The following is a 19594-nucleotide window of genomic DNA, read 5'->3' on the forward strand; positions in this document are numbered from 1 at the left end:
GGGCGCGATGGTCCCCACCGATACGCTCCGCCGGGTCTTCGGCTTCGACGCCTTTCGCGGCGTGCAGGAGCAGGTGGTCGCCCGCGTTCTCGCCGGCGAACGCACCCTGGCGGTGATGCCTACCGGTGCGGGCAAGTCGCTCACCTATCAGCTGCCCTCGGTGATGCTGGAGGGTACCTGCGTCGTCGTCAGTCCGCTGATCGCGCTGATGCACGACCAGCTGCGCGCCGCCGAAGCGGTGGGTATCCGCGCCGCCACGCTGACCAGCGTCGACGAGAACCGCGCCGAGACGATCGAGCGGTTCCGCGCGGGCGAGCTCGACCTGCTCTATGTCGCGCCGGAGCGCGCCTCGAACGAGTATTTCCGCAACCTGCTCACCCAGGCCAAGCTCAGCCTGTTCGCGATCGACGAGGCGCATTGCGTCTCCGAATGGGGGCATGATTTCCGTCCCGATTACCGGCTGCTGCGCCCGCTGCTCGATCGCTTCCCGGAGGTGCCGCGTCTCGCGCTAACCGCGACCGCCGATGCGCATACCCGCGCCGATATCCTCGAGCAGCTCGGGCTGCCGCAGGACGGGCTGATCGTCGCCGGCTTCGACCGGCCGAACATCCGCTATGCGATCGCCCCGCGCGAGAACACCACGCGGCAGGTGATCGACCTGATCGCCGAGACGCCCGGCCCCGGCATCGTCTATGCCCAGACGCGCGCCGGGGTGGAGAAGCTCGCCGAGAAGCTCGCCGCCGAGACCGGCCGCCCGGTGCTGCCCTATCATGCCGGGCTCGATCCCGATGTCCGCCGTCGCAACCAGGCGGCGTTCGTGGCGAGCGAGGACATGGTGGTGGTCGCCACCGTCGCCTTTGGCATGGGCATCGACAAGCCGGACGTGCGCTTCGTCGCCCATGCCGGCCTGCCCAAGTCGATCGAGGCCTATTACCAGGAAACCGGCCGTGCCGGCCGCGATGGCGATCCGGCGGTGGCGCATCTCTTCTGGGGTGCCGATGATTTCGCCCGCGCCCGCCAGCGCATCGGCGAAGTCGAGCCCTCGCGCCAGGCCGGTGAGCGGGCGCGGCTGACGTCGCTCGGCGCACTGGTCGAGACCGCAACCTGCCGTCGCCGCATCCTGCTGCGCCATTTCGGCGAGGAGCCGCAGGAGAGCTGCGGCAATTGCGACAATTGCCTTAGCCCGCCCGCCGCGATCGACGCGACGGTGACCGCGCAGAAATTCCTCTCGGCGGTGTTCCGCACCGGCATGATGTTCGGGGTGGGCTATATCGAGAGCATATTGCTCGGCCAGTCGAGCGATCGCAGCATCTCCAACGGGCATGAGAGCCTGTCGGTGTTCGGTATCGTCGATGGCGAGGAAGCCGCGCTGATCAAGCCCGTCGCCCGCGCGCTGCTGCTGCGCGATGCCCTGCGCGCCAATGACCATGGCGGGCTCGAGTTCGGGCCCGAGGCCAAGGCGATTCTCAAGGGCGGCGCGACGGTCTCGTTCGTGCTGCCCCCGAAGCGCGAGCGCCGCCGGCGCGGTGGCAGCCGGGCGGGCGGGGACAATCCGGTCGGCAGCCCGCTGTTCGAGGCGCTGCGCGCCAAGCGCCGCGAGATCGCGCAGGAAACCGGGCTGCCGCCCTATGTCATCTTCCACGATTCGGTGCTGCGCGACATGGCGCTGCTCCGCCCGGAGAGCATTGCCGCGATGGGCAACATCTCGGGCGTTGGCGCGCGCAAGCTCGACGCTTATGGTGATGCTTTCCTGCAAGTGATCCGCGAGGCTGCGTGAGACTCCTCTTCGCCCTTCCGCTGTTGCTCGCCGCCTGTGCGCCCGCCGTGCCGGTCGCGACACCCGCGCCTGCGGTTTCGAGCATCGCGATGGACCGCAACAGCTGGGGCCGCCCGGTCTCGCACTGGACGATCGATGCGGCGGGGAAGGGCAGCTACACCGTGCCCGAGCCCGACGTGTTCAAAGCCGAGCGGCTGGTGACGCGCGGCTTTTCGGCCGGCCCCGAGGGTTTCGCCGAAATCCGCCGCCTGCTCGCAATCGGCGAGGTGCATGCCGGCCGCGAGCTGGTCTGCGGCGCGCGGATCACCGATCAATATTATGGCACCGTCCGCTGGGGCGATGTGCGCCTGACCTATGACATGGGCTGCCAGGACAAGGCGACCGAGGAAGTGCTCAAGGGCATCACCGCCGCCGAGCGCAAGGTCGCTGCCTGGGCCGCCAACCAGCCGATCCTCGAAACACAGAAGGTGGAACGCCAATGAACCTGCGCCGCGTCGACGAGAGCATCTCCGTCGCCCCCCAGATCGCCGCCGAGGACATCCCCCTGCTGGCCGAGCAGGGCTTCAGCTTCGTGGTGAACAACCGCCCCGACGAGGAAGAGATGGGCCAGCCCGAGGGCGAGGCGATCCGCGCCGCGGCCGAGGCCGCCGGGCTCGGCTATGCCGCGATTCCGGTGACGCATGCCGGATTCTCCTCCGCCCAGGTCGAGGCGATGGCCGCGGCGCTCGCAGAAGCAAAGGGCCCGGTGCTCGCCTATTGCCGCTCGGGCACGCGCTCGTGCAATCTCTGGGCGCTGGCCGAAGCTTCGCGCGGCGGCGACCCCGTGGAGATCACCGCCAAGGCTGCCCAGGCCGGCTATGACATCTCGGGCATCCGCCCGCTGCTCGACCAGCTCTCGGGCAGGGCGTGAACCAGCTTTACGTCTCCCTGGGCTCGATCGGCGCCATCCTGGTGATGACGCTGGTGGCCTGGGCGCTGGGGCTCGGTCGTGGCGCCGCGATCGCCAGCGCCGAGGAAGCGCGGGAGACGGCGGAGGGGATGATCTCCGGCTTCGACGCCGGAGAGGCACTGCTCGGCAGCGACGGCAGGGCCGCGCTCGTCCATGGCAAGGCCGGCGATGTCGCGCTGCTGAAAATGCACGGCGCGCGTGTTGCGGCGCGGCATCTGCGGCTGCCGCTCACCAGCCAGGCGACCCCCGATGGCCTCCGTGTCGACAGCGGCGACAAGCGCTTCGGGGTCGTGCTGCTGCGCGGCGTGACAGGTTACTGACAACAGGGTAAGCAAGCGCCATGCTGGTGCCCCATCTCCCCGATCCGGTGACCTATGCCATTCCCGGCTTCGTCATCCTGATCCTGGCGGAGATGGTCATTGCCCGCATTCGCGATCGCCGCCGCTTCTGCCCCAGGGATACGTTGACCAGCCTCGCACTCGGCTTCGGCAGCACCGTCGCCGGGTTGCTCACCACCGGCCTCGTCTATGCGCTGGCGATGTGGCTATACCAGTTCCGCCTCTTCACCATCGGCTTCGCCTGGTACTGGTTCGTCCTCGCCTTCGTGCTCGACGACCTGGCCTATTACGCCTTCCACCGCGCCGCCCACCGGGTGCGCTGGTTCTGGGCGAGCCATGTCATCCACCATTCGAGCCAGCATTATAACCTGACCACGGCGCTGCGGCAGACCTGGACCGGTTTCATCAGCGTGAGCTTCGCTTTCCGGCTGCCGCTGTTCCTGATCGGCTTCCACCCGGCGATGATCTTCTTCTGTGCCGGCATCAATCTGATCTACCAGTTCTGGATCCACACCGAGATGGTCGGTCGGATGCCGCGCTGGTTCGAGGCGGTGATGAACACGCCGTCGCACCACCGCGTCCACCACGCGACCAACCCGCGCTATCTCGACAAGAACTATGCCGGCGTCTTCATCATCTGGGACCGCATGTTCGGCACCTTTGTCGAGGAGCGCGCAGACGACCGGCCGCGTTACGGGATCGTCAAGGACCTGGGCAGCTTCAACGTCCTCTGGGCCGCCTTCCACGAATGGATCGGCATCGCCAAGGACGTGTGGGCGGCTCCGGACTGGAAGTCCCGAATTGGCTATATGATCGCGCCGCCGGGCTGGAGCCACGATGGCAGCCGCGATACATCCGAGACCATAAAGGCGCGCTGGGAGGCGCGGGAGCAGCTACGGGGGGATTCGTGGAAGCAGCCGATATCGTCGTCATCGGTGGGGGATCCGGCGGGAGCGCCGTCGCGGGCCGCCTGAGCGAAGGCGGCAAGTACAGCGTCGCGGTGCTCGAGGCGGGTGGCCGCAACACCAGCATCAAGACCCGCATGCCCGGGATGATGCCGTTCCAGCGCCCCGGCGCCAACTGGGCGTTCGAGACGGTGCCGCAGCGCGGGCTCAACGGCCGGCGCGGCTACCAGCCGCGCGGGCGCGGCCTTGGCGGCTCGAGCGCGATCAACGCGATGCTCTATGTCCGCGGCCACCATAGGGACTATGATGAGTGGCGCGACCTCGGCTGCCCCGGCTGGGGCTGGGACGACATGCTGCCCTGGTTCAAAAAGGCCGAGCACAATGTCCGCGGCGCCAGCGACTATCATGGCGACAAGGGTCCGCTCTGGGTCAGCGACCAGCTCTGGGCGCACCCGGGCTCCGAGGCGTTCATCGACGCGTGCGGCGAGCTCCAGATCCCGCGCAATGACGATTTCAACGGCGCCGGGCAATCGGGCGCCGGCCTGTTCCAGGTCACGCAAAGGAATGGCGAGCGCTGGACCGCCGCGCGCGCCTATCTCGATCGCCGCGACAATCTCGAGATCATCACCGATGCGATGGTCGAACGCGTGCTGTTCGAGGAAGGCCGTGTCTGGGGCGTCGCCTATCAGCGTGACGGCCAGGCTCGCGAGATCCGCGCCCGCCGCGCCGTGGTCCTCGCTGCCGGTGCCTTCCAGACGCCGCAGCTGCTGATGCTCTCCGGCATCGGCCCGGGCGAGCATCTGCGCGAGACGGGCCTGTCGGTGCGGATCGATCGCCCCGCGGTCGGCGGCAACCTCCAGGACCATGTCGACTATGTCGCCGCCTTCGAGACCGAGGGCAGCTTCTTTCTCGGCCGCTCGGCGGCGGGCACGCTCAAGTCGCTCGGCTCGATCGGCCGCTGGATGGTCAGCCGCAAGGGGCGGATGACCACCCCCTATGCCGAGGCCGGCGCGTTCCTGCGCAGCGATCCGGCGCTGGAGCGGCCCGATCTCCAGCTCCATTTCCTGATCGCCATCGTCGAGGATCATGGCCGCACCGCCGTGCCCGGGCACGGCTTCAGCTGCCATGCCTGCGTGCTGCGGCCGGAAAGCCGGGGCACCGTCCGGCTCCAGTCGCTCGATCCGCGCGCCGCGCCGCTGATCGATCCGGACTTCCTGGGCGATCCGCGCGACCTGGAGCTGCTCAAAAAGGGCACGCGGGCGATGTACCGCGTGCTCGAGGCACCACAGCTTGCGCAGTATCGCGGCCGCGATCGCTATCCGATCGATCTCGACGACGATGCCGCGCTCGAGCGGCTGATCCGCGCGCGCGCCGACACGATCTACCATCCGGTCGGCACCGCGCGCATGGGCTCGGACGAAGGCGCGGTGGTAACCCCACGGCTCAAGGTCCGCGGGGTCGAGGGGCTCTATATCGCCGACGCCTCGATCATGCCCCGGCTGGTCGGCGGCAACACCAATGCCCCCAGCATCGTGATCGGCGAGCGCTGCGCCCAGTTCATCAAGGAAGATCTGGCCTGATCCACTCCCGGAGGCGGGAGAGGGAACTCCGAACATAAAAAAGGGCCGATGGTCGAAACCACCGGCCCAGTCGTCCGCAGGAGGAACCTCGGTTGGGCGCCGCGCTAAGGAGAGGTGTGCGCGGCGCCCGATCTCGTCAGTAGTTGTAGGCGCGCTCGCCGTGCGCGTTGATGTCGAGACCTTCCATCTCGACCTCGACGCTCGGGCGGATGCCGATCGTGTACTTCAGCGCCAGGAACAGGACCGCCGACACGCCGCCCGAGAGCAGCAGCGTCACGCCCACGCCAGTCGCCTGGGTGACCAGCTGCGACGCCATGTCGTACTTGCCGGCAACCGCCGGGATCACGGTGAAGTCGATCCAGCCCTGGCCGCCCAGCGCCGGGTCGGCGACGACGGCCGTGCCGATCGCGCCGATGATGCCGCCGATGCAGTGCACGCCGAACACGTCGAGCGTGTCGTCATAGCCCAGCGCGTTCTTCACCGTGGTGACGAAGAAGAAGCAGCCGATCGAAGCGATGATGCCGAGCACCACCGACGTCATCGGGGCGGCGAAGCCGGCGGCCGGGGTGATCGCGACCAGGCCGGCGACCACGCCCGAGGCCGCGCCGAGCAGCGAAGGCTTGCCGTGCACCACCTGCTCGATGATCGCCCAGGCGGCACCCGCGGCGGCGGTGGCCACCATGGTGTTGATGAAGGCGAGCGAAGCGAACTTGTTGGCTTCGAGGTTGGAGCCGGCGTTGAAGCCGAACCAGCCCACCCAGAGCAGCGAGGCGCCGATCATGGTCATGGTCAGCGAGTGCGGCGCCATCGGCTCCTGCTTGTAGCCGGTGCGCTTGCCGATCACGAGGCAGCCGACCAGGCCGGCGATACCGGCGTTGATGTGCACCACGGTGCCGCCCGCGAAGTCGAGCGCGCCCTTGCCCCACAGGAAGCCATGGTCGTCGGGCAGGCCGGCGGTGAAGTCCGGACCCGGCCAGTACCAGACCATATGGGCCATCGGGTAATAGACGAGGATCGACCAGATCACGACGAAGAGGATCAGCGGCGTGAACTTCACGCGCTCGGCAAAGGCGCCGACGATCAGCGCCGGGGTGATCATCGCGAAGGTCATCTGGAAGACGACGAAGGTCGTCTCGGGCAGATAGACGCCGTTCGAGAAGGTCGCGGCGAAGGTGTTGGCGTCAACGCCCTGCATCAGCGCCTTGGAGAAGCCGCCGACGAACAGGTTGAGCGCGCCGCCATTGGTGAAGGCCATCGAATAGCCGATGGTGACCCAGAGCAGGCCGGCTACGCAGACGATGGTGAGCACCTGCATCAGCACCGAGAGCATGTTCTTGGTGCGGACCAGGCCGCCATAGAAGAGCGCGAGGCCGGGTACCGACATCATCAGCACCAGCGCGGCCGAGACGAGCATCCAGGAGACGTCGCCCTTGTTGACCATCGCGTCGGTCGGCACGACCGGCGCTGCGGCGGCAGGCGCCTGCGCGAGGGCAGGCATCGCGGCGAACAGGGCGCCGAGCCCCGCTCCCGCGGCAATCTTCATCGCAAGTTTCATCTGGACCCCCATCTTACAGCGCCGTCTCGTCGGTTTCGCCCGTGCGGATGCGCACGGCCTGGCCGACATCGAGGACGAAAATCTTGCCATCGCCGATCGCGCCGGTGCTGGCGGCGGCCTGGATCGCTTCCACGGCGCGGTCGGCCAGATCGGCTCCCACCACGACCTCGATCTTGATCTTGGGCACCATGTTGGTGCTGTATTCCGCGCCGCGATAGATTTCGGTCTGGCCCTTCTGGCGGCCGAAACCCTTCACTTCCGACACGGTCATCCCCGCGACCCCGACACCCGTGAGCGCCTCGCGGACCTCGTCCAGCTTGAACGGTTTTATGATGGCGATGATGAGCTTCATGTCGCCCCCTCGTTGGCGGTTATCCCGAGGGGGTTCGTCGCAAACAGCGTGCCAAGCGCAAGAATCCCACGATTCCGTGGGGTTTGGGCGCAATCAAATATTACCCATGGGTAAATTTTTGTGCAGATGCGAAGGTCTGCTCAAAAAACGGGCAGGATTCGTTACGCATCCGAAGCTGTGCTGCATGTCATTTTCAGAAGGCGACTGCACCAGTTTCAGAAGACGACTGCACCAAGGGCTGGATCGCCGTTCGTGAGTTACGCAAAGGCGAGCTAACGGTGAGTATCACTGGCTCTTGGCCCATGGTTTTGTCGAGGGACGACCGGTTGCGCTTTTCTCAGGCGTATTGGCTTCAGGCCGGTTCGCCCACACACGTTTGACGTGGCTGGCACTGCAGCCAGCGATCTCGGCGGTTTCCCTGATGCCGGTCCCTTTTCTGCGCAGGGCGAGTATCCGAGCGTGAAGAGTGCCGTTCACTCCCCGACCTCGGTATCGGCCCTCAGATTGGGCTCTCTTGATTCCTTCTAGTTGCCGTTCGCGGCGAAGTTCATATTCACTGCGTGCAATCCGTGGAGCAAGTTCCAATAAGGCATGCTGCCTTACTTCATGCATGATTTTGGCAGTACCCTCGGTCGACGCCGCAATTTCGGTCAGATCGATTAGACCGGGCACTGCCAGGTAGGCGCCTCGCGCGCGGATCGTTGCCATGAGTTGTTCTGCTTGGTGTGGCGGAAGCCGGCAAATCAGGCTCACTCTTTCGGCGATCACGACCTCGCCTAGTTGCAGATCCTCTATCATGCGTTGCAGCTCTGGCCTATCGGCCCGCGCGCCCGACGCACTTTCGCAATAGACGGCCGCAACATCAAATCCCAACGCTGTGGCGTCGGCGAAGATGCGTTCCTGACGTTGAATGTCCTCACTATCTCTGCTGATGCAGATATAGAATCGCGCCACCCTTGCGGTGTAAGAGCCGTCCCCAGACTGATTCATCTGGCTATCCTCAGTGCGCCCGGATCACGGCCCACATTTAATCATTACACGAAAGCGTCGATGATCAGAAGGCTACCCGTTGCCTCACACGAAGATAGCCGTGAAGCGGCTCGTCTGGCATTGAGCTGCTGTAAACGTGCCGGTCTTTTCATCCATAATGGATATTCCACAGGCTGGATTTCTACGCCCCCCTAGCATCGAGCGTCCGATTGGTTAACTTCGATCGCGATGAGCGATGTGGGCGAAGTATTTGAGATTGCCCCAGACGACTTTGCGCGGCGCTTCTCGATGCGTCCGGCGAAGTTGATGTGGCTTTTGGGCGCGGGCGTTTCGGCGGCTGCGGGGATTCAGACCGCATGGGATATGATTTGGCGCTTCAAGCGCGAACTCTATGTCACGCAGCGTAAGGTCTCGAAGCAGGCTCTGTCGGATCTTTCTAGCCCTGCGATCCGGGCCACCTTGGACGCCTTTATCGCGGAATCTGACATTCTTCCCAAGCCTGGAGCGCCCGAGGAATATTCGGCGCTCTTCGAGGCAACCTACCCGCAGGAACAGGACCGCCGCTCCTACATCGATCACATGATCCGAGGCATGAAGCCGACGCAGGGGCATCTGGCTCTCGCGGCGCTTCTCAAGGCCTCCCACAGCCATATCGTGTGGACGACGAACTTCGACCACCTGCTTGCCGATGCCTGTGCGCGAACCTTTGAAACCACGGCCGCGCTCAACACCGCCGCCTTGGATGGCTCGGTGCTGGCAGGGGAGTTCATTTCGGAACAGCAATGGCCAATCGAGGTAAAGCTCCATGGCGATTTCCGATCGCGCCGGCTGAAAAACACTAGCGAGGAACTCCGCCACCAAGACGCGCAATTTCGTCGTCAGCTGGTTGACGCGTGTCGTCGCTTCGGCCTGATCATCGCGGGATACAGTGGTCGCGACGACTCCGTGATGGACGCGCTTGAGGAAGCGGTCGCCGAGCCCGGCGGTTTTCCCAATGGCCTGTTTTGGCTTCACCGAGGCGATCACCCGCCGCTTGATCGCGTACAGCGGCTGCTCGAGCGTGCCCGCGACTCGGGTGTCGAGGCGGGTGTAGTACGCATCGACAATTTCGACGAAGCCATGATCGACCTGCTGCGGCTTCTTCCCGAGCTCGACACTACGCAACTTCGCGCGGAGGGCCAGGACCGTCGGCGCTTCTCGCCGGCACCAGGCCCGACGGGCCGGAAGTCCTGGCCAATTCTCCGTCTCAACGCCGTCGCGGTGACTCGCCCGACCCAGTGTCGAAGGGTGGTCTGCCAGATCGGAGGCGCGAAGGAGGTCCGCGATGCCGTGGAGGCGGCCGAATCAAATCTTCTTGTCGCCCGGACCCAGAATGGCATCCTCGGGTTCGGAACCGACGACGAGTTCAAGCGGGTGTTCGGCCAGTTCGGCATCACCGAGTTCGGTATCGCCACCTTTGAGGATCGACGCCTCCGCTATGATTCCCAAGAGCGGGGGCTGCTGAGGCGGGCTTTGGTTCAGGCGATCGCTCGCAGACGAGGAATGGATGTTCGCTTGCGCGGGACCAGCGATCTGCTGACCCCGCAATCGCCGCGGGACGCGGCTTGGCAGGGGCTTCGCGACATCGTCGGCCAAATCAACGGTAAGGTGCCCAAGAATAGCGACATCACTTGGAAGGAGGGCCTCGGGCTGCGCCTCGATTGGGCCAACGAGCAGCTGTGGCTGCTCCTAGAGCCGCGGATCATCTTCGAGGGCGGCTCCGAAGAGACCAAGGCGGCTACCGCGGACTTTGCGCGCGAACGTACTGCGCGGCGATACAATCAGACGCTCGACAAGCTGATCGATTATTGGACTCGTTGCGTCGCAGGCGAGGGTCTGCGCACATTTGAAATCGGAGACGGCGTCGATGCCGTGTTCGAGGTCGAGCGCCGATCAGCACATTCTTGGGCGGCAAAGCCATGAACGCACAGTTGCAGTATCACGTCCGTCTCCCCGAGCCCGAACTGCTCTTCCATCCGGATCGCCCCAGCGACCGCGATGTGCACCCGTTGCGGGGCCTGAAGAAGTTTGGTCCCTACTCGAGCAATCTCACTCCATCCCCGATAAGGGTCGCCACATTGGCTCCGGCGGGGGAATCGAGGCGATTGTTCGACTTCCTCGGAGAGCTGAATCAGCCGGCCAAACCACAGGAGCGGCCAGACTTTCTCCAGGACTGGACCAGCTTCAACGATATCTTTCAGACGCACCTGGTGCCGGCGGTGAAGTCCTGCAGGCTTGAGCTGGAGCAGGGTCTCGATGCCGAGCTCAAGGACAGTCCGGTCCCCGAGTTATTGCTGACGGAACGGGTGATCCGTGCGATCCAGCTGCTCGTCGCAAATCGCACCGAATTTGACGTGCTCTTCCTGTATCTGCCCGAGCGCTGGGCCGATGCCTTCTACGGTGAGGATGATTTCAATTTTCACCATCAGCTAAAGGCCTTCACCGCCGCAATCCAGTTGCCGCTACAGATTGTTCGCGAAAGCAGCGCGCTCGCCTATCGTTGCCGCGCCAGCGTGATGTGGCGCATTGGCTTGGCGCTTTATGCCAAGGCCGGTGGCGTGCCGTGGAAACTTGCCGATGTCGAACCGGACACTGCCTATATCGGCATCTCTTATGCGCTGCGGCCGGTCGATTCCGATCAGCCGCGCTTCGTCACCTGCTGTAGCCAGGTCTTCGATGCGGACGGGGCGGGCCTGGAGTTCGTCGCCTACGACACGGCGGACATAGATGTGCAGCGAGACAACCCGTTCCTGTCCCATACCGAGATGTTTCGGGTGATCACGCGGTCTCTCGGGCTTTATGGGCGTCGACATGCGGGACGCCCTCCAAGACGCGTGATGATTCACAAATCGACCGAGTTCAAAGAGGCGGAGATCGAAGGTTGCTTCGAGGCGCTCAAGCATATCGAGACCGTCGATCTGGTGCAGGTCGTTGAGGACAATGGTTGGCAGGCCGCGCGCTGGGAGCAGGATCGTAACGATCCGGAGAAGTCGGAAGCCGACGGCTATTCCGTCAAGCGAGGGACACTGCTCGGCTTGAGCGGCAGGGATGCGCTTCTATGGATGCACGGTTCAGTCGATGGTTTCGGCCGGCGACCTTATTTCCAAGGCGGTAAGGGTACACCGCGACCGTTGCGGCTCATCCGTCACGCAGGCCACGGCACTTGGGATGACACCGCGCGCGCAGCGCTCGCATTGTCCAAGATGAACTGGAACAATGACGGCCTTTATGATCCGCTTCCGGTAACGATGAGCTATGCGAAGACGCTTGCCCAGGTGATCAAGCGTATGCCGACCATGAGCAAGGGGACCTACCAGTTTCGCTTCTTCATGTGACGCAAAGGTGCGCGGATTTCGGATCGGGTGTTGTTGGCCTGCCGAATATGAACGACCGCCGCAGGTCAGGGAATGCACGAACGGGCATGTAGCATGTAGACAGACGGAGAATGGGCATGATCGAGATTGGCGCTACGTATCAGCTGACCTTCCGTACAAACGAGGAGCCTCCTGAAATGAAACGCTTCCATCGCTGAGGCGTCGCTCTGGCATAAAGGATCGCCATTTTTCCGTTGGCAGAGGAGGTTGCGCAGCGGGATTCGTCGCCTTGGAAACACAATAAACAACCATAATAGATAAAACCATTGTGGTGCATTCTTCCCTTGGTTGGACGCTGCATCGCAACAATAATCGACCCGTCGGGGGGCGTTCTGTTGCGCCCTGCGACTTTGGGGGGCTCATGAGATTTTTCATCGCGTTGGCTACATGTGCGCTGGTCTCGACCGCAGCGCAGGCTGGCGAGACGATCACCTACACCTATGACGCAAAAGGGCGGCTGGTGAAGGTCGAGCGTTCGGGCGGCGTCAACAATGGCGTCAAGGCCGAGTACGCCCATGACAAGGCAAATAACCGCAAGTCTCTGAAGGTCACCGGCTCTCCCAACCCGGCGCCCTGATCGGGCGGGCGCCGTCCGCGCCTTGCCCCTCCCATCGCAACAAGAGGAAGCTCATGCTGAACCACGTCGGGGCTGCGCGCCCGGGCGGCCGCCGCGCCGTGTCGAAACTGCTTGCCTATACCATTCTTGCCACCACGGCCGTTGGCGGCAGTGTGCTGGCCCCGACCGTGAAAGCACAAACCGCCGCTGTCGTGCCGGTTCGGGAGACGATCGATGCGAACGGGGTGGATCTGTTCCTCGGGACAATGAACGCCGATGCACCTGCGCTGTCGGCCGGCCAGTCCGGCGCTCAGGGGCTTGCCTATCGCAAGCTCGTTCGCGGCAGCTCAGGCTGGGGCGACAATCTGATGGCCGAGCTGACCGTCTCCGGTAGCACGGTGTATATCTATGCGGGCGGGAAGACGGATCGCTTCACCGTCTCGGGAAGCACCTACACGGGCACGGAAGGAAATGGGACCAGCCTGTCGCTAAGCGGCAACGTCTACACCTATGTTATGGCGGACGGAAGCGTCGCCCATTTCAACAAGACCTATGTGGGTGCCTATCCCTATGGCGCTTCCACCGGATTGGTGACGGATATCACCCGCCCGGGCGGCGAAACTCTAACCTATACCTATGCCAGCACGACCTATTGCGCCGCGAACAAGCCGAGCGGGGCCGGCTATGTCTGTACCCAGAACCGGACGGCCTATCGGATCGCAACGATCGCCAACAATTCCAAGTACAAGATCGATTTCATCTACGGTAACTGGGATCCGGTGGCTGTGGATCCGAACGAGGTTCCGGACGGCAGCTACTGGGCGGGCTGGGGTGACATCACCAGTGTCGCGATGACCAACACCGCGGTGTCGGGAGCCAGCGTCCGCACGCAAAGCTTCGCCTGGAATGGCAACACCTACAATATCACCGACGAGATCGGCAGGACCACCGGCTTTCGTTCCAGTGCCGGCCTTCTTGCCGGGATCACCCTGCCGGGAAGCAGTGCCGAGGATGTGACGGTTGCCTATTCCGGAGGGCGGGTGACGGGCGTCACGACGCCGGTCGGTACTACAACCTATTCGGCCAATGACGTGGCTGGCTTCCGGTATGTGACGGTAACGCCGCCAAATGCCGGGGCAACGACCTACAAGTTCGAGATCGCCTCGCAGCGGCTGAAATCGGTCACGGATCCGCTCAGCCATGTCACCACGTGGGATCATGACGCGCAGGGGCGGGTTACCCGCACTACGCTCAACGACGGGAACTATACCCAGTCCAGCTATGACGGGCGCGGCAATGTGACCGAGACGCGGATGGTCGCGAAATCGGGCTCCGGGCTCACCGACATCGTGACGACCGCGAATTTCGATGCGACGTGCACCGCTGCGGCCAAGTGCAACCAGCCCAACTGGACTCAGGATCCGAAGGGCAACCAGACCGATTACAGCTACAACAGCAGCACCGGCGATCTGGTGACGCTTACCCTGCCGGCTGCCACAAGCGGTGGCACACGCCCAACCACGACCTACAGCTATACGACGGTCAACGGCGTCCAGCAGGTCAGCGGCATCTCGGCCTGTCAAACGACCGCCTCCTGTGTCGGGACTGCCGACGAAGTGAAGACCAGCATCTCCTATGATGCCAATGGCCTTCCCAATGTGGTGAGCAAGGGCGCGGGCGACGGCTCGCTGACGGCCACGACCAACATCACCTATGACGATGTGGGCAACGTCAAGACGGTGGATGGCCCGTTGCCGGGTACCGCCGACACCACCCGCTACCGCTATGATGCCGCGCGGCAGCTGGTTGGCGTGGTCGGGCCGGATCCGGATGGCGGCGGCGCGCTCAAGCCGCAGGCTCAGCGACTGCTGATTGACGTGCGCGGACGGGTTTACACCGATGCCGTAGGCACGGTGAACAGCCAGAGCGACGCCGACTGGTCAGGCTTTGTCGATGCCTATCATAAGTTCAGCCTCTACGACGCCGCCGGGCGCGTTATCCGCCAGACCCTTTGGTCGAATGGCGTCGATTATGGCGTACAGGATTTCGTCTACGATTCCGCCGGCCGGCCGGCCTGCTCGATCACCTATATGGATCCGGCGCAATGGGGACCGCAGGCCAGCACCTGTGCGCCGCTGCAGACCAACGGGCCTAACGGTCCCGATCGGGTGGTCAAGAACAGCTACGACGCTGCTGGCCAGCTCACCAAGGTGCAGACCGCCTATGGTACCGCCGCCCAGTCCGACGAAGTCACGACTATCTATACCAACAATGGTCAGGTCGCGAGCGTGACCGATGGCGAGGGCAACAAGACCACCTATGAATATGACGGCTTCGACCGTCTGTCCAAGACCAGATACCCGGTGGGAACGACCGGATCGGGCACAAGCTCGACCTCGGACTATGAGGAACTGGTCTATGATGCGGCGAGCGCCGTTACCAGCCGGCATCTGCGCGGCTATAGCGCGAACACCAACAGCCGCATCGACTTCACCTATGACAATCTCGGCAGGGTTTCGCTGAAGCATGTCGCCGACGGGTCCGTCGCCGATGTCTATTATGGCTATGACCTGCTCGGCCGCCAGACCTATGCTCGCTTCAATTCGACGGGCGGCGCCGGCATCACCAACGCGTTTGACGCGCTCGGTCGGCTGACCTCGACCAGCACGGACATGAGCGGCAGCGCGCGGGCCCTAAGCTACACCTACGACCTTGCCGGCAACCGTACGCGCATCACCCATCCAGACGGTGTCTATTTCGCGAGCGACTATGATGTCCTAGGCCGGCTTACCGCGGCACAATGGTGGAGCAGCGGCAGCGGCACGGTTCCGTTCATGGGAATTAGCTACACTTCGCTGGGCCAGCGCTCTCGGATTGGACGCGCAAGCAGCGGCACGGATTATGGCTACGACGCGGTATCTCGCCTTGTGACCCACAATCAGACCTTTGCGGGCGGGGTAGGCAATCTGAACCAGGGCTTCGGCTATAATCCCGCGAGCCAGATCAACACGCAGACCCGGGACAACGACGCGTTCGCCTTTGTCAGGCACTATAATGTCGACAGAGCCTATACGGCCAACGGCCTCAACCAGGTCGTGACCTCTGGGCCGGCGAGCCTGAGCTACGATGCGCGGGGCAACCTCACGGGCGATGGTGCCAGCAGCTTCAGCTATGACGCGGAAAACCGGCTCAAGTCGAAGGATGGCGGCAGCGTGACGCTGAACTACGATCCCTATGGCCGCCTCTATTCGGTCGCCTCGGGAAGCGGCACGACGCAGTTCCTGTACGATGGAGACCAGCTCGCAGCCGAGTATAACGGCTCGGGCACGATGACCCGGCGCTTCATGTTCGCCGGCCAGGACGAGCCGATCCTGGAGGATTCGGGAGGCATGAATTGCTCGGGCACCAGGTTCCTGCACAATGACGAGCGCGGCTCGATCATCGCACAGGCCGATTGCTGGGGGAGCCGAACGGCGGTCAACGCCTATGACGAGTACGGGATTCCGGGCGCGGGCAATGCTGGGCGTTTTCAATATACCGGTCAAGCGTGGATGCCCGAGCTCGGCATGTATTACTACAAGGCTCGGATGTATTCGCCTACGCTAGGTCGCTTTCTGCAAACGGATCCGATTGGATACGGAGATGGGTTGAATCTCTATAATTACGTCAGTGGCGATCCGCTCAATCTCGTCGATCCCACCGGAGAAGAAGGAGAGGATGAAATCGTAGTCAATGGATGCAAGTCCTGTCTACGAAAAGAAGCTCTAGAGAGGTTCTTTCAGCTTCTGCGATACGCCGAGGCGCAAGGTCTTGGTGGTGGGGGAGATGCCGCGTCGAATTTGGTGGTAACAGCCAAGAAGAAAACGTCTCCATCAGTACAATCTCAGGACCTCGTTCGCTACGATAGGTGTGTAAGGCAGGCATCATCCCGTGTTGCATCCGGACAGTTCCGGGTAGATCCTAAACAATTTTTCGCGAAGGTTACTGAAAAATATTATCAGCACAAATCCGATTTCAATTATCAAACTCAAACAACTCAAAGTTATTGGTCGTCAAATGTAACACCGGATCGAGCCGCTGCCTTGGCATTCCAAGCTTTGGGTTATGGCGCCTCCCCGGCCGGACGCGGGCAGGTACGGGTCGTTTTCAATGCAGGTTTTATCACAGGCTATAACCGCAATGAGGGGCTCCAAGAAACCCAATACTTCACTGCAATTTTCTCTTCGCCAATTGGAAGGGATTCTTCTGGGATGGCGATTAGAAGGCTCACTAGTATTTATCCAGGGTGTCAGTGATGGATGAGAAATTATCTGTTGTTATTAAGGACTCACTTTTTGAATGCGATGATGCTTCGTTCGAGCAGGAAATTATAAAAAGGGATATTTCGACTGGATTGCCGAGCGAGTTTACATTGGAATATGTGTATGGCGTCGATACTTATAATTACGGACCGGGAGACTACCATGATTTATTTGTAACTATACTTTCAGAAATAGAGAGGGTTGCTACATTGCATTATCACAATGTAGAGATATTTGGGTATCCGATCTTGAGCTGCAAAAAGGAAGGCGATTTCGTAGAATTTTCTAAAGTAGGCAGTAGTAATTACTTTGGAAGAATCGAATATAATATTTATTTAAATAAGTTGTTTACTTTTTTGTCTAGACTGGAATCAATTAGATTTTACGTTTCGCATGGCGATCAAGTTTAAAGCAATTATTGTGCCTGCCTGACCTTTTAGGGTCGAGATTCGTTGATCAGAGCTAGGGGGCTGTCGTAGTCTCATTAACCCGGGGCCACAGCCGCATTGCCGAGAGCCCGCTTCTATGAGTCTACGGCTTAACTTATGAGTAATTCCGGCTGCCTTTCGTCAGAACAGGGGCTAACCATAGCTCCCGCTATCACAGAGTTTGGGTTTGACGTTAAAACGAGGGGCGAAGCGGAAACCAGGTTATCGATAAGGGCGCGTCGCAATGAAGATCAACGAGGCGAACAAAGGCATTGAAGCCCAGTTGAAATTGCAGACCTGGGTAATCGGAATCGTTGGCTTGCTGGTATCGTTAGCGGTTCTCGCTCGCGTTTCAATCAGCTGACAAGCCGAACCTTTCTGCCTCCTCATTGTGGCGGCGATCGCATCGGTTAATCTCTGGCATAAACTGCTATCGTCGGGCGAGTAGCTTGGCCCCATCCGGGCGCAATTCCCCGGTCGGAGAAACATGTCGGTATAGAGTCTGCCGGGTAATCTGGAGTTCTTTGCAGAGGTCACCGACCTTGGTTTCTGGCTGCCCCATACTGGCCATTGCCAATCGCAGTTTGGCAGCGGTCATCTTAAATGGACGTCCGCCTCTGCGTCCGCGAGCTCGTGCGGAGGCGAGGCCGGCAACCGTTCGCTCAGAAATCAGTTCACGCTCAAACTCGGCAAGCGCAGCGAAGATGCCGAATACGAGCTTACCGGCGGCCGTCGTCGTGTCGATCGCGGCGCCATGGCCGGTCAAGACCTTCAAGCCCACGCCGCGCTCGGTCAGGTCATGCACCGTATTGATCAGATGGCGCAGATTGCGGCCTAGCCGATCAAGCTTCCAAATGATCAGAGCGTCACCTTCGCGAAGCGCCTTCAGGCAGTTGGTCAGTCCGGGCCGATCATCGCGCCTGCCGGATGCCAGATCCTGGTAGATGTGTTTAGGATCGACCGCGGCGGCTATGAGTGCATCGCGCTGCAAGTCGGTGGATTGGGACCCGTCCGCCTTCGACACCCGCATATAGCCAATCAGCATCGATGCACCTGTCACATGTACGTTCGATTATGTGACAATGTTAGATTGGTATAATGTCATTGTCAAAATTAGTCACTGAACCCGTCATTTAATCTAAGCTCTGCAAACGGGTACTCTGGCACATTATGCGGCAGATATTCTCGAGGAATTCCCCAGTCGTCAAAGTCGCGTCGTATTCGCTCCAGGCTGTCCGAATTTTTGCATCCGCGTGCGGCGATCGCGAACAAAACGCGGGCGGTGTCGGGGCTAAACCGTGCTTTGGCGATCGCCTCTTCAACAGACTTGGCCAGCTGATCGACGGCAGCGGAGTTCTGATCGGGCGCGCCATTAGCAAAATCAGCTTCTGGTTCTGGAAGGAACAGTGTTGCCTGTTCTCCAATCGGTTTCAGAGCACTGTTTTCAAGCAACTCAATGGCGACAGCTGCAGCTTGTAACATTTGCAGCTGTATTTTTATTCCAAGAGTCTCGAAGCAGCGCCAAGTACCTTGCCTTGCACGCAACGGCTGGCCGCTCCTCTCCCATACATATCGAAGGTTTGGAGCATAACCATCGCATTGAGAAGACGGGGTATTCAGCTCATCGAGAATTGTTCGAAGTAGTCGAAACCAGACGCCAGCGTGAACCCTTCGGCGTGGCAAATCGACATGCCCAGTTGTCAACGCGTGCCACGTTCGGCGATCCATTGCAGTGATCGCACCGCTAGTCGCTCTCGGAGCGCAATTGACGTCTTCCCACCCGCTAAAACGTCCTGGAGGTCCACGATATGGTTCCAGCCAGCAGCCATGCAGCGGGCAGCTCAACATTAAGGGTAGCTGCCAAACTAACAGTAAAGCCTGATCCGCTGCCTCGCGGAGACAGAGAGGGCATGCTCGTTGGATTGGTCTGGGCGGCCGCCATGCTCGCCAATATTTGATCGGTCTGCGCCGACGGTCGTTTCTAGGCAGCAACACTGAGAACTGCAGTGCATAGGTGCGCAAGGCGTCCGGAAGCCCATCATCAAGGCTGTCCAGCAACCACGGGAGCCAACCAGCGATGCTCATGCAGCGCAACTGATCCAATCCGACTCCGCTCCGTTGGGATAGCCCCATCAGCAGTGACAGGGGAGGAGCGGTGTCTAGATCATCGACCTGATGCCCGAGACTATGCTTCAACAACTCGGGTGTATCGATATCGTAGCAAGCTGCGACGCGATGAAGCCAGGACGAGAGTGCCTCCCCTTCTTTTGGGGCGGGGTGCAAAGGCCAGCGGGCGTCGTTGCTCACATCAGTTCCCGCTCAAACCGGCGGCGGCGTTCGCCGGGGCCAGCGTAATTGGCCATGTTCAATGTGCGCTGGTTGATTGCTTCAACGCCACTGTCCAGCGCGGCGCTCGCAGCGGGCCGCAAAATATGAGCCCGCAAGCCGCG

The 19594-nt window shown here is 61.8% G+C and carries 15 protein-coding genes and 1 pseudogene; 10 read left to right on the forward strand and 6 right to left on the reverse strand.

Annotated features, from left to right (window positions below):
• Positions 1-7: 7 nt before the first annotated feature.
• Genes recQ through AAHM44_RS18430 form a run of 6 tightly spaced genes read left to right on the forward strand, consistent with a single transcriptional unit; the run spans position 8 to position 5549 of the window.
• Positions 8-1777, forward strand: a complete 1770-nt coding sequence (recQ, locus tag AAHM44_RS18405) for a DNA helicase RecQ (RefSeq protein WP_342250883.1) — start codon at positions 8-10, stop codon at positions 1775-1777.
• Positions 1774-2259, forward strand: a complete 486-nt coding sequence (locus AAHM44_RS18410; protein ID WP_269573257.1) for a hypothetical protein — start codon at positions 1774-1776, stop codon at positions 2257-2259. Before recQ ends, AAHM44_RS18410 begins: the two co-directional genes overlap by 4 nt.
• Positions 2256-2687 (forward strand): TIGR01244 family sulfur transferase, encoded by a 432-nt coding sequence (locus AAHM44_RS18415; RefSeq protein WP_342250884.1) that lies wholly within the window; start codon positions 2256-2258, stop codon positions 2685-2687. The genes AAHM44_RS18410 and AAHM44_RS18415 overlap by 4 nt, the downstream gene beginning before the upstream one ends.
• Complete coding sequence (locus AAHM44_RS18420; protein WP_269573255.1) at positions 2684-3046, forward strand: hypothetical protein; 363 nt, start codon at positions 2684-2686, stop codon at positions 3044-3046. Before AAHM44_RS18415 ends, AAHM44_RS18420 begins: the two co-directional genes overlap by 4 nt.
• A 20-nt stretch (positions 3047-3066) precedes the next feature.
• Positions 3067-4038 (forward strand): sterol desaturase family protein, encoded by a 972-nt coding sequence (locus AAHM44_RS18425; RefSeq protein WP_269573254.1) that lies wholly within the window; start codon positions 3067-3069, stop codon positions 4036-4038.
• The gene (locus tag AAHM44_RS18430; RefSeq protein WP_342250885.1) at positions 3972-5549 is read left to right on the forward strand and encodes a GMC family oxidoreductase; all 1578 of its coding nucleotides are present in this window, start codon (positions 3972-3974) and stop codon (positions 5547-5549) included. Before AAHM44_RS18425 ends, AAHM44_RS18430 begins: the two co-directional genes overlap by 67 nt.
• 136 nt (positions 5550-5685) lie before the next feature.
• On the opposite strand, the gene AAHM44_RS18435 is transcribed toward AAHM44_RS18430, so the two are convergent.
• The 3 genes from AAHM44_RS18435 to AAHM44_RS18445 form a co-directional block, all read right to left on the reverse strand.
• The gene (locus tag AAHM44_RS18435; protein ID WP_446746002.1) at positions 5686-7104 is read right to left on the reverse strand and encodes an ammonium transporter; all 1419 of its coding nucleotides are present in this window, start codon (positions 7102-7104) and stop codon (positions 5686-5688) included.
• 13 nt (positions 7105-7117) lie between these two features.
• Positions 7118-7456, reverse strand: a complete 339-nt coding sequence (locus tag AAHM44_RS18440; protein ID WP_086127851.1) for a P-II family nitrogen regulator — start codon at positions 7454-7456, stop codon at positions 7118-7120.
• 285 nt (positions 7457-7741) lie between these two features.
• Positions 7742-8446 (reverse strand): recombinase family protein, encoded by a 705-nt coding sequence (locus AAHM44_RS18445; protein WP_342250886.1) that lies wholly within the window; start codon positions 8444-8446, stop codon positions 7742-7744.
• A gap of 228 nt (positions 8447-8674) precedes the next feature.
• On the opposite strand from AAHM44_RS18445, the gene AAHM44_RS18450 reads away from it, so the two are divergent.
• The 4 genes from AAHM44_RS18450 (at position 8675) to AAHM44_RS18465 (ending at position 16710) form a co-directional block, all read left to right on the forward strand.
• Positions 8675-10408 (forward strand): SIR2 family protein, encoded by a 1734-nt coding sequence (locus AAHM44_RS18450; protein ID WP_342250887.1) that lies wholly within the window; start codon positions 8675-8677, stop codon positions 10406-10408.
• A complete protein-coding gene (locus AAHM44_RS18455; protein WP_342250888.1) occupies positions 10390-11820 on the forward strand; it encodes an argonaute/piwi family protein in 1431 nt (476 codons plus the stop codon). Before AAHM44_RS18450 ends, AAHM44_RS18455 begins: the two co-directional genes overlap by 19 nt.
• A gap of 400 nt (positions 11821-12220) precedes the next feature.
• Positions 12221-12436, forward strand: coding sequence for an RHS repeat domain-containing protein (locus tag AAHM44_RS18460; protein ID WP_342250889.1), 216 nt, complete (start codon positions 12221-12223; stop codon positions 12434-12436).
• Between the two features lie 53 nt (positions 12437-12489).
• Entirely contained in the window at positions 12490-16710 is a 4221-nt protein-coding gene (locus tag AAHM44_RS18465) for an RHS repeat-associated core domain-containing protein (protein ID WP_342250890.1), read from the forward strand.
• Between the two features lie 864 nt (positions 16711-17574).
• On the opposite strand, the gene AAHM44_RS18470 is transcribed toward AAHM44_RS18465, so the two are convergent.
• From AAHM44_RS18470 to AAHM44_RS18480, 3 genes and pseudogenes are all read right to left on the reverse strand, one after another.
• Positions 17575-18189: a recombinase family protein gene (locus AAHM44_RS18470; RefSeq protein WP_342250891.1), complete on the reverse strand. Its 615-nt coding sequence runs from the start codon at positions 18187-18189 to the stop codon at positions 17575-17577.
• A 68-nt stretch (positions 18190-18257) separates the two neighbouring features.
• A complete protein-coding gene (locus AAHM44_RS18475) occupies positions 18258-18689 on the reverse strand; it encodes a hypothetical protein (RefSeq protein ID WP_342250893.1) in 432 nt (143 codons plus the stop codon).
• A 282-nt stretch (positions 18690-18971) separates the two neighbouring features.
• A pseudogene (locus AAHM44_RS18480) lies at positions 18972-19451 on the reverse strand (TniQ family protein); the annotation flags it as partial.
• Between the last annotated feature and the right edge of the window lie 143 nt (positions 19452-19594).

Source organism: Sphingomonas sp. OTU376 (assembly GCF_038440415.1).
Classification (GTDB): domain Bacteria; phylum Pseudomonadota; class Alphaproteobacteria; order Sphingomonadales; family Sphingomonadaceae; genus Sphingomonas; species Sphingomonas kyeonggiensis_A.

What these genes read in the sequence shown, in the direction of transcription:
- recQ (WP_342250883.1), top strand. Translation starts at nt 8, where the DNA reads ATGGTCCCCACCGATACGCTCCGCCGGGTCTTCGGCTTCGACGCCTTT.
- AAHM44_RS18415 (WP_342250884.1), top strand. Translation starts at nt 2,256, where the DNA reads ATGAACCTGCGCCGCGTCGACGAGAGCATCTCCGTCGCCCCCCAGATC.
- AAHM44_RS18425 (WP_269573254.1), top strand. Translation starts at nt 3,067, where the DNA reads ATGCTGGTGCCCCATCTCCCCGATCCGGTGACCTATGCCATTCCCGGC.
- AAHM44_RS18435 (WP_446746002.1), bottom strand. Translation starts at nt 7,104, where the DNA reads ATGAAACTTGCGATGAAGATTGCCGCGGGAGCGGGGCTCGGCGCCCTG.
- AAHM44_RS18440 (WP_086127851.1), bottom strand. Translation starts at nt 7,456, where the DNA reads ATGAAGCTCATCATCGCCATCATAAAACCGTTCAAGCTGGACGAGGTC.
- AAHM44_RS18445 (WP_342250886.1), bottom strand. Translation starts at nt 8,446, where the DNA reads ATGAATCAGTCTGGGGACGGCTCTTACACCGCAAGGGTGGCGCGATTC.
- AAHM44_RS18450 (WP_342250887.1), top strand. Translation starts at nt 8,675, where the DNA reads ATGAGCGATGTGGGCGAAGTATTTGAGATTGCCCCAGACGACTTTGCG.
- AAHM44_RS18460 (WP_342250889.1), top strand. Translation starts at nt 12,221, where the DNA reads ATGAGATTTTTCATCGCGTTGGCTACATGTGCGCTGGTCTCGACCGCA.
- AAHM44_RS18465 (WP_342250890.1), top strand. Translation starts at nt 12,490, where the DNA reads ATGCTGAACCACGTCGGGGCTGCGCGCCCGGGCGGCCGCCGCGCCGTG.
- AAHM44_RS18470 (WP_342250891.1), bottom strand. Translation starts at nt 18,189, where the DNA reads ATGCTGATTGGCTATATGCGGGTGTCGAAGGCGGACGGGTCCCAATCC.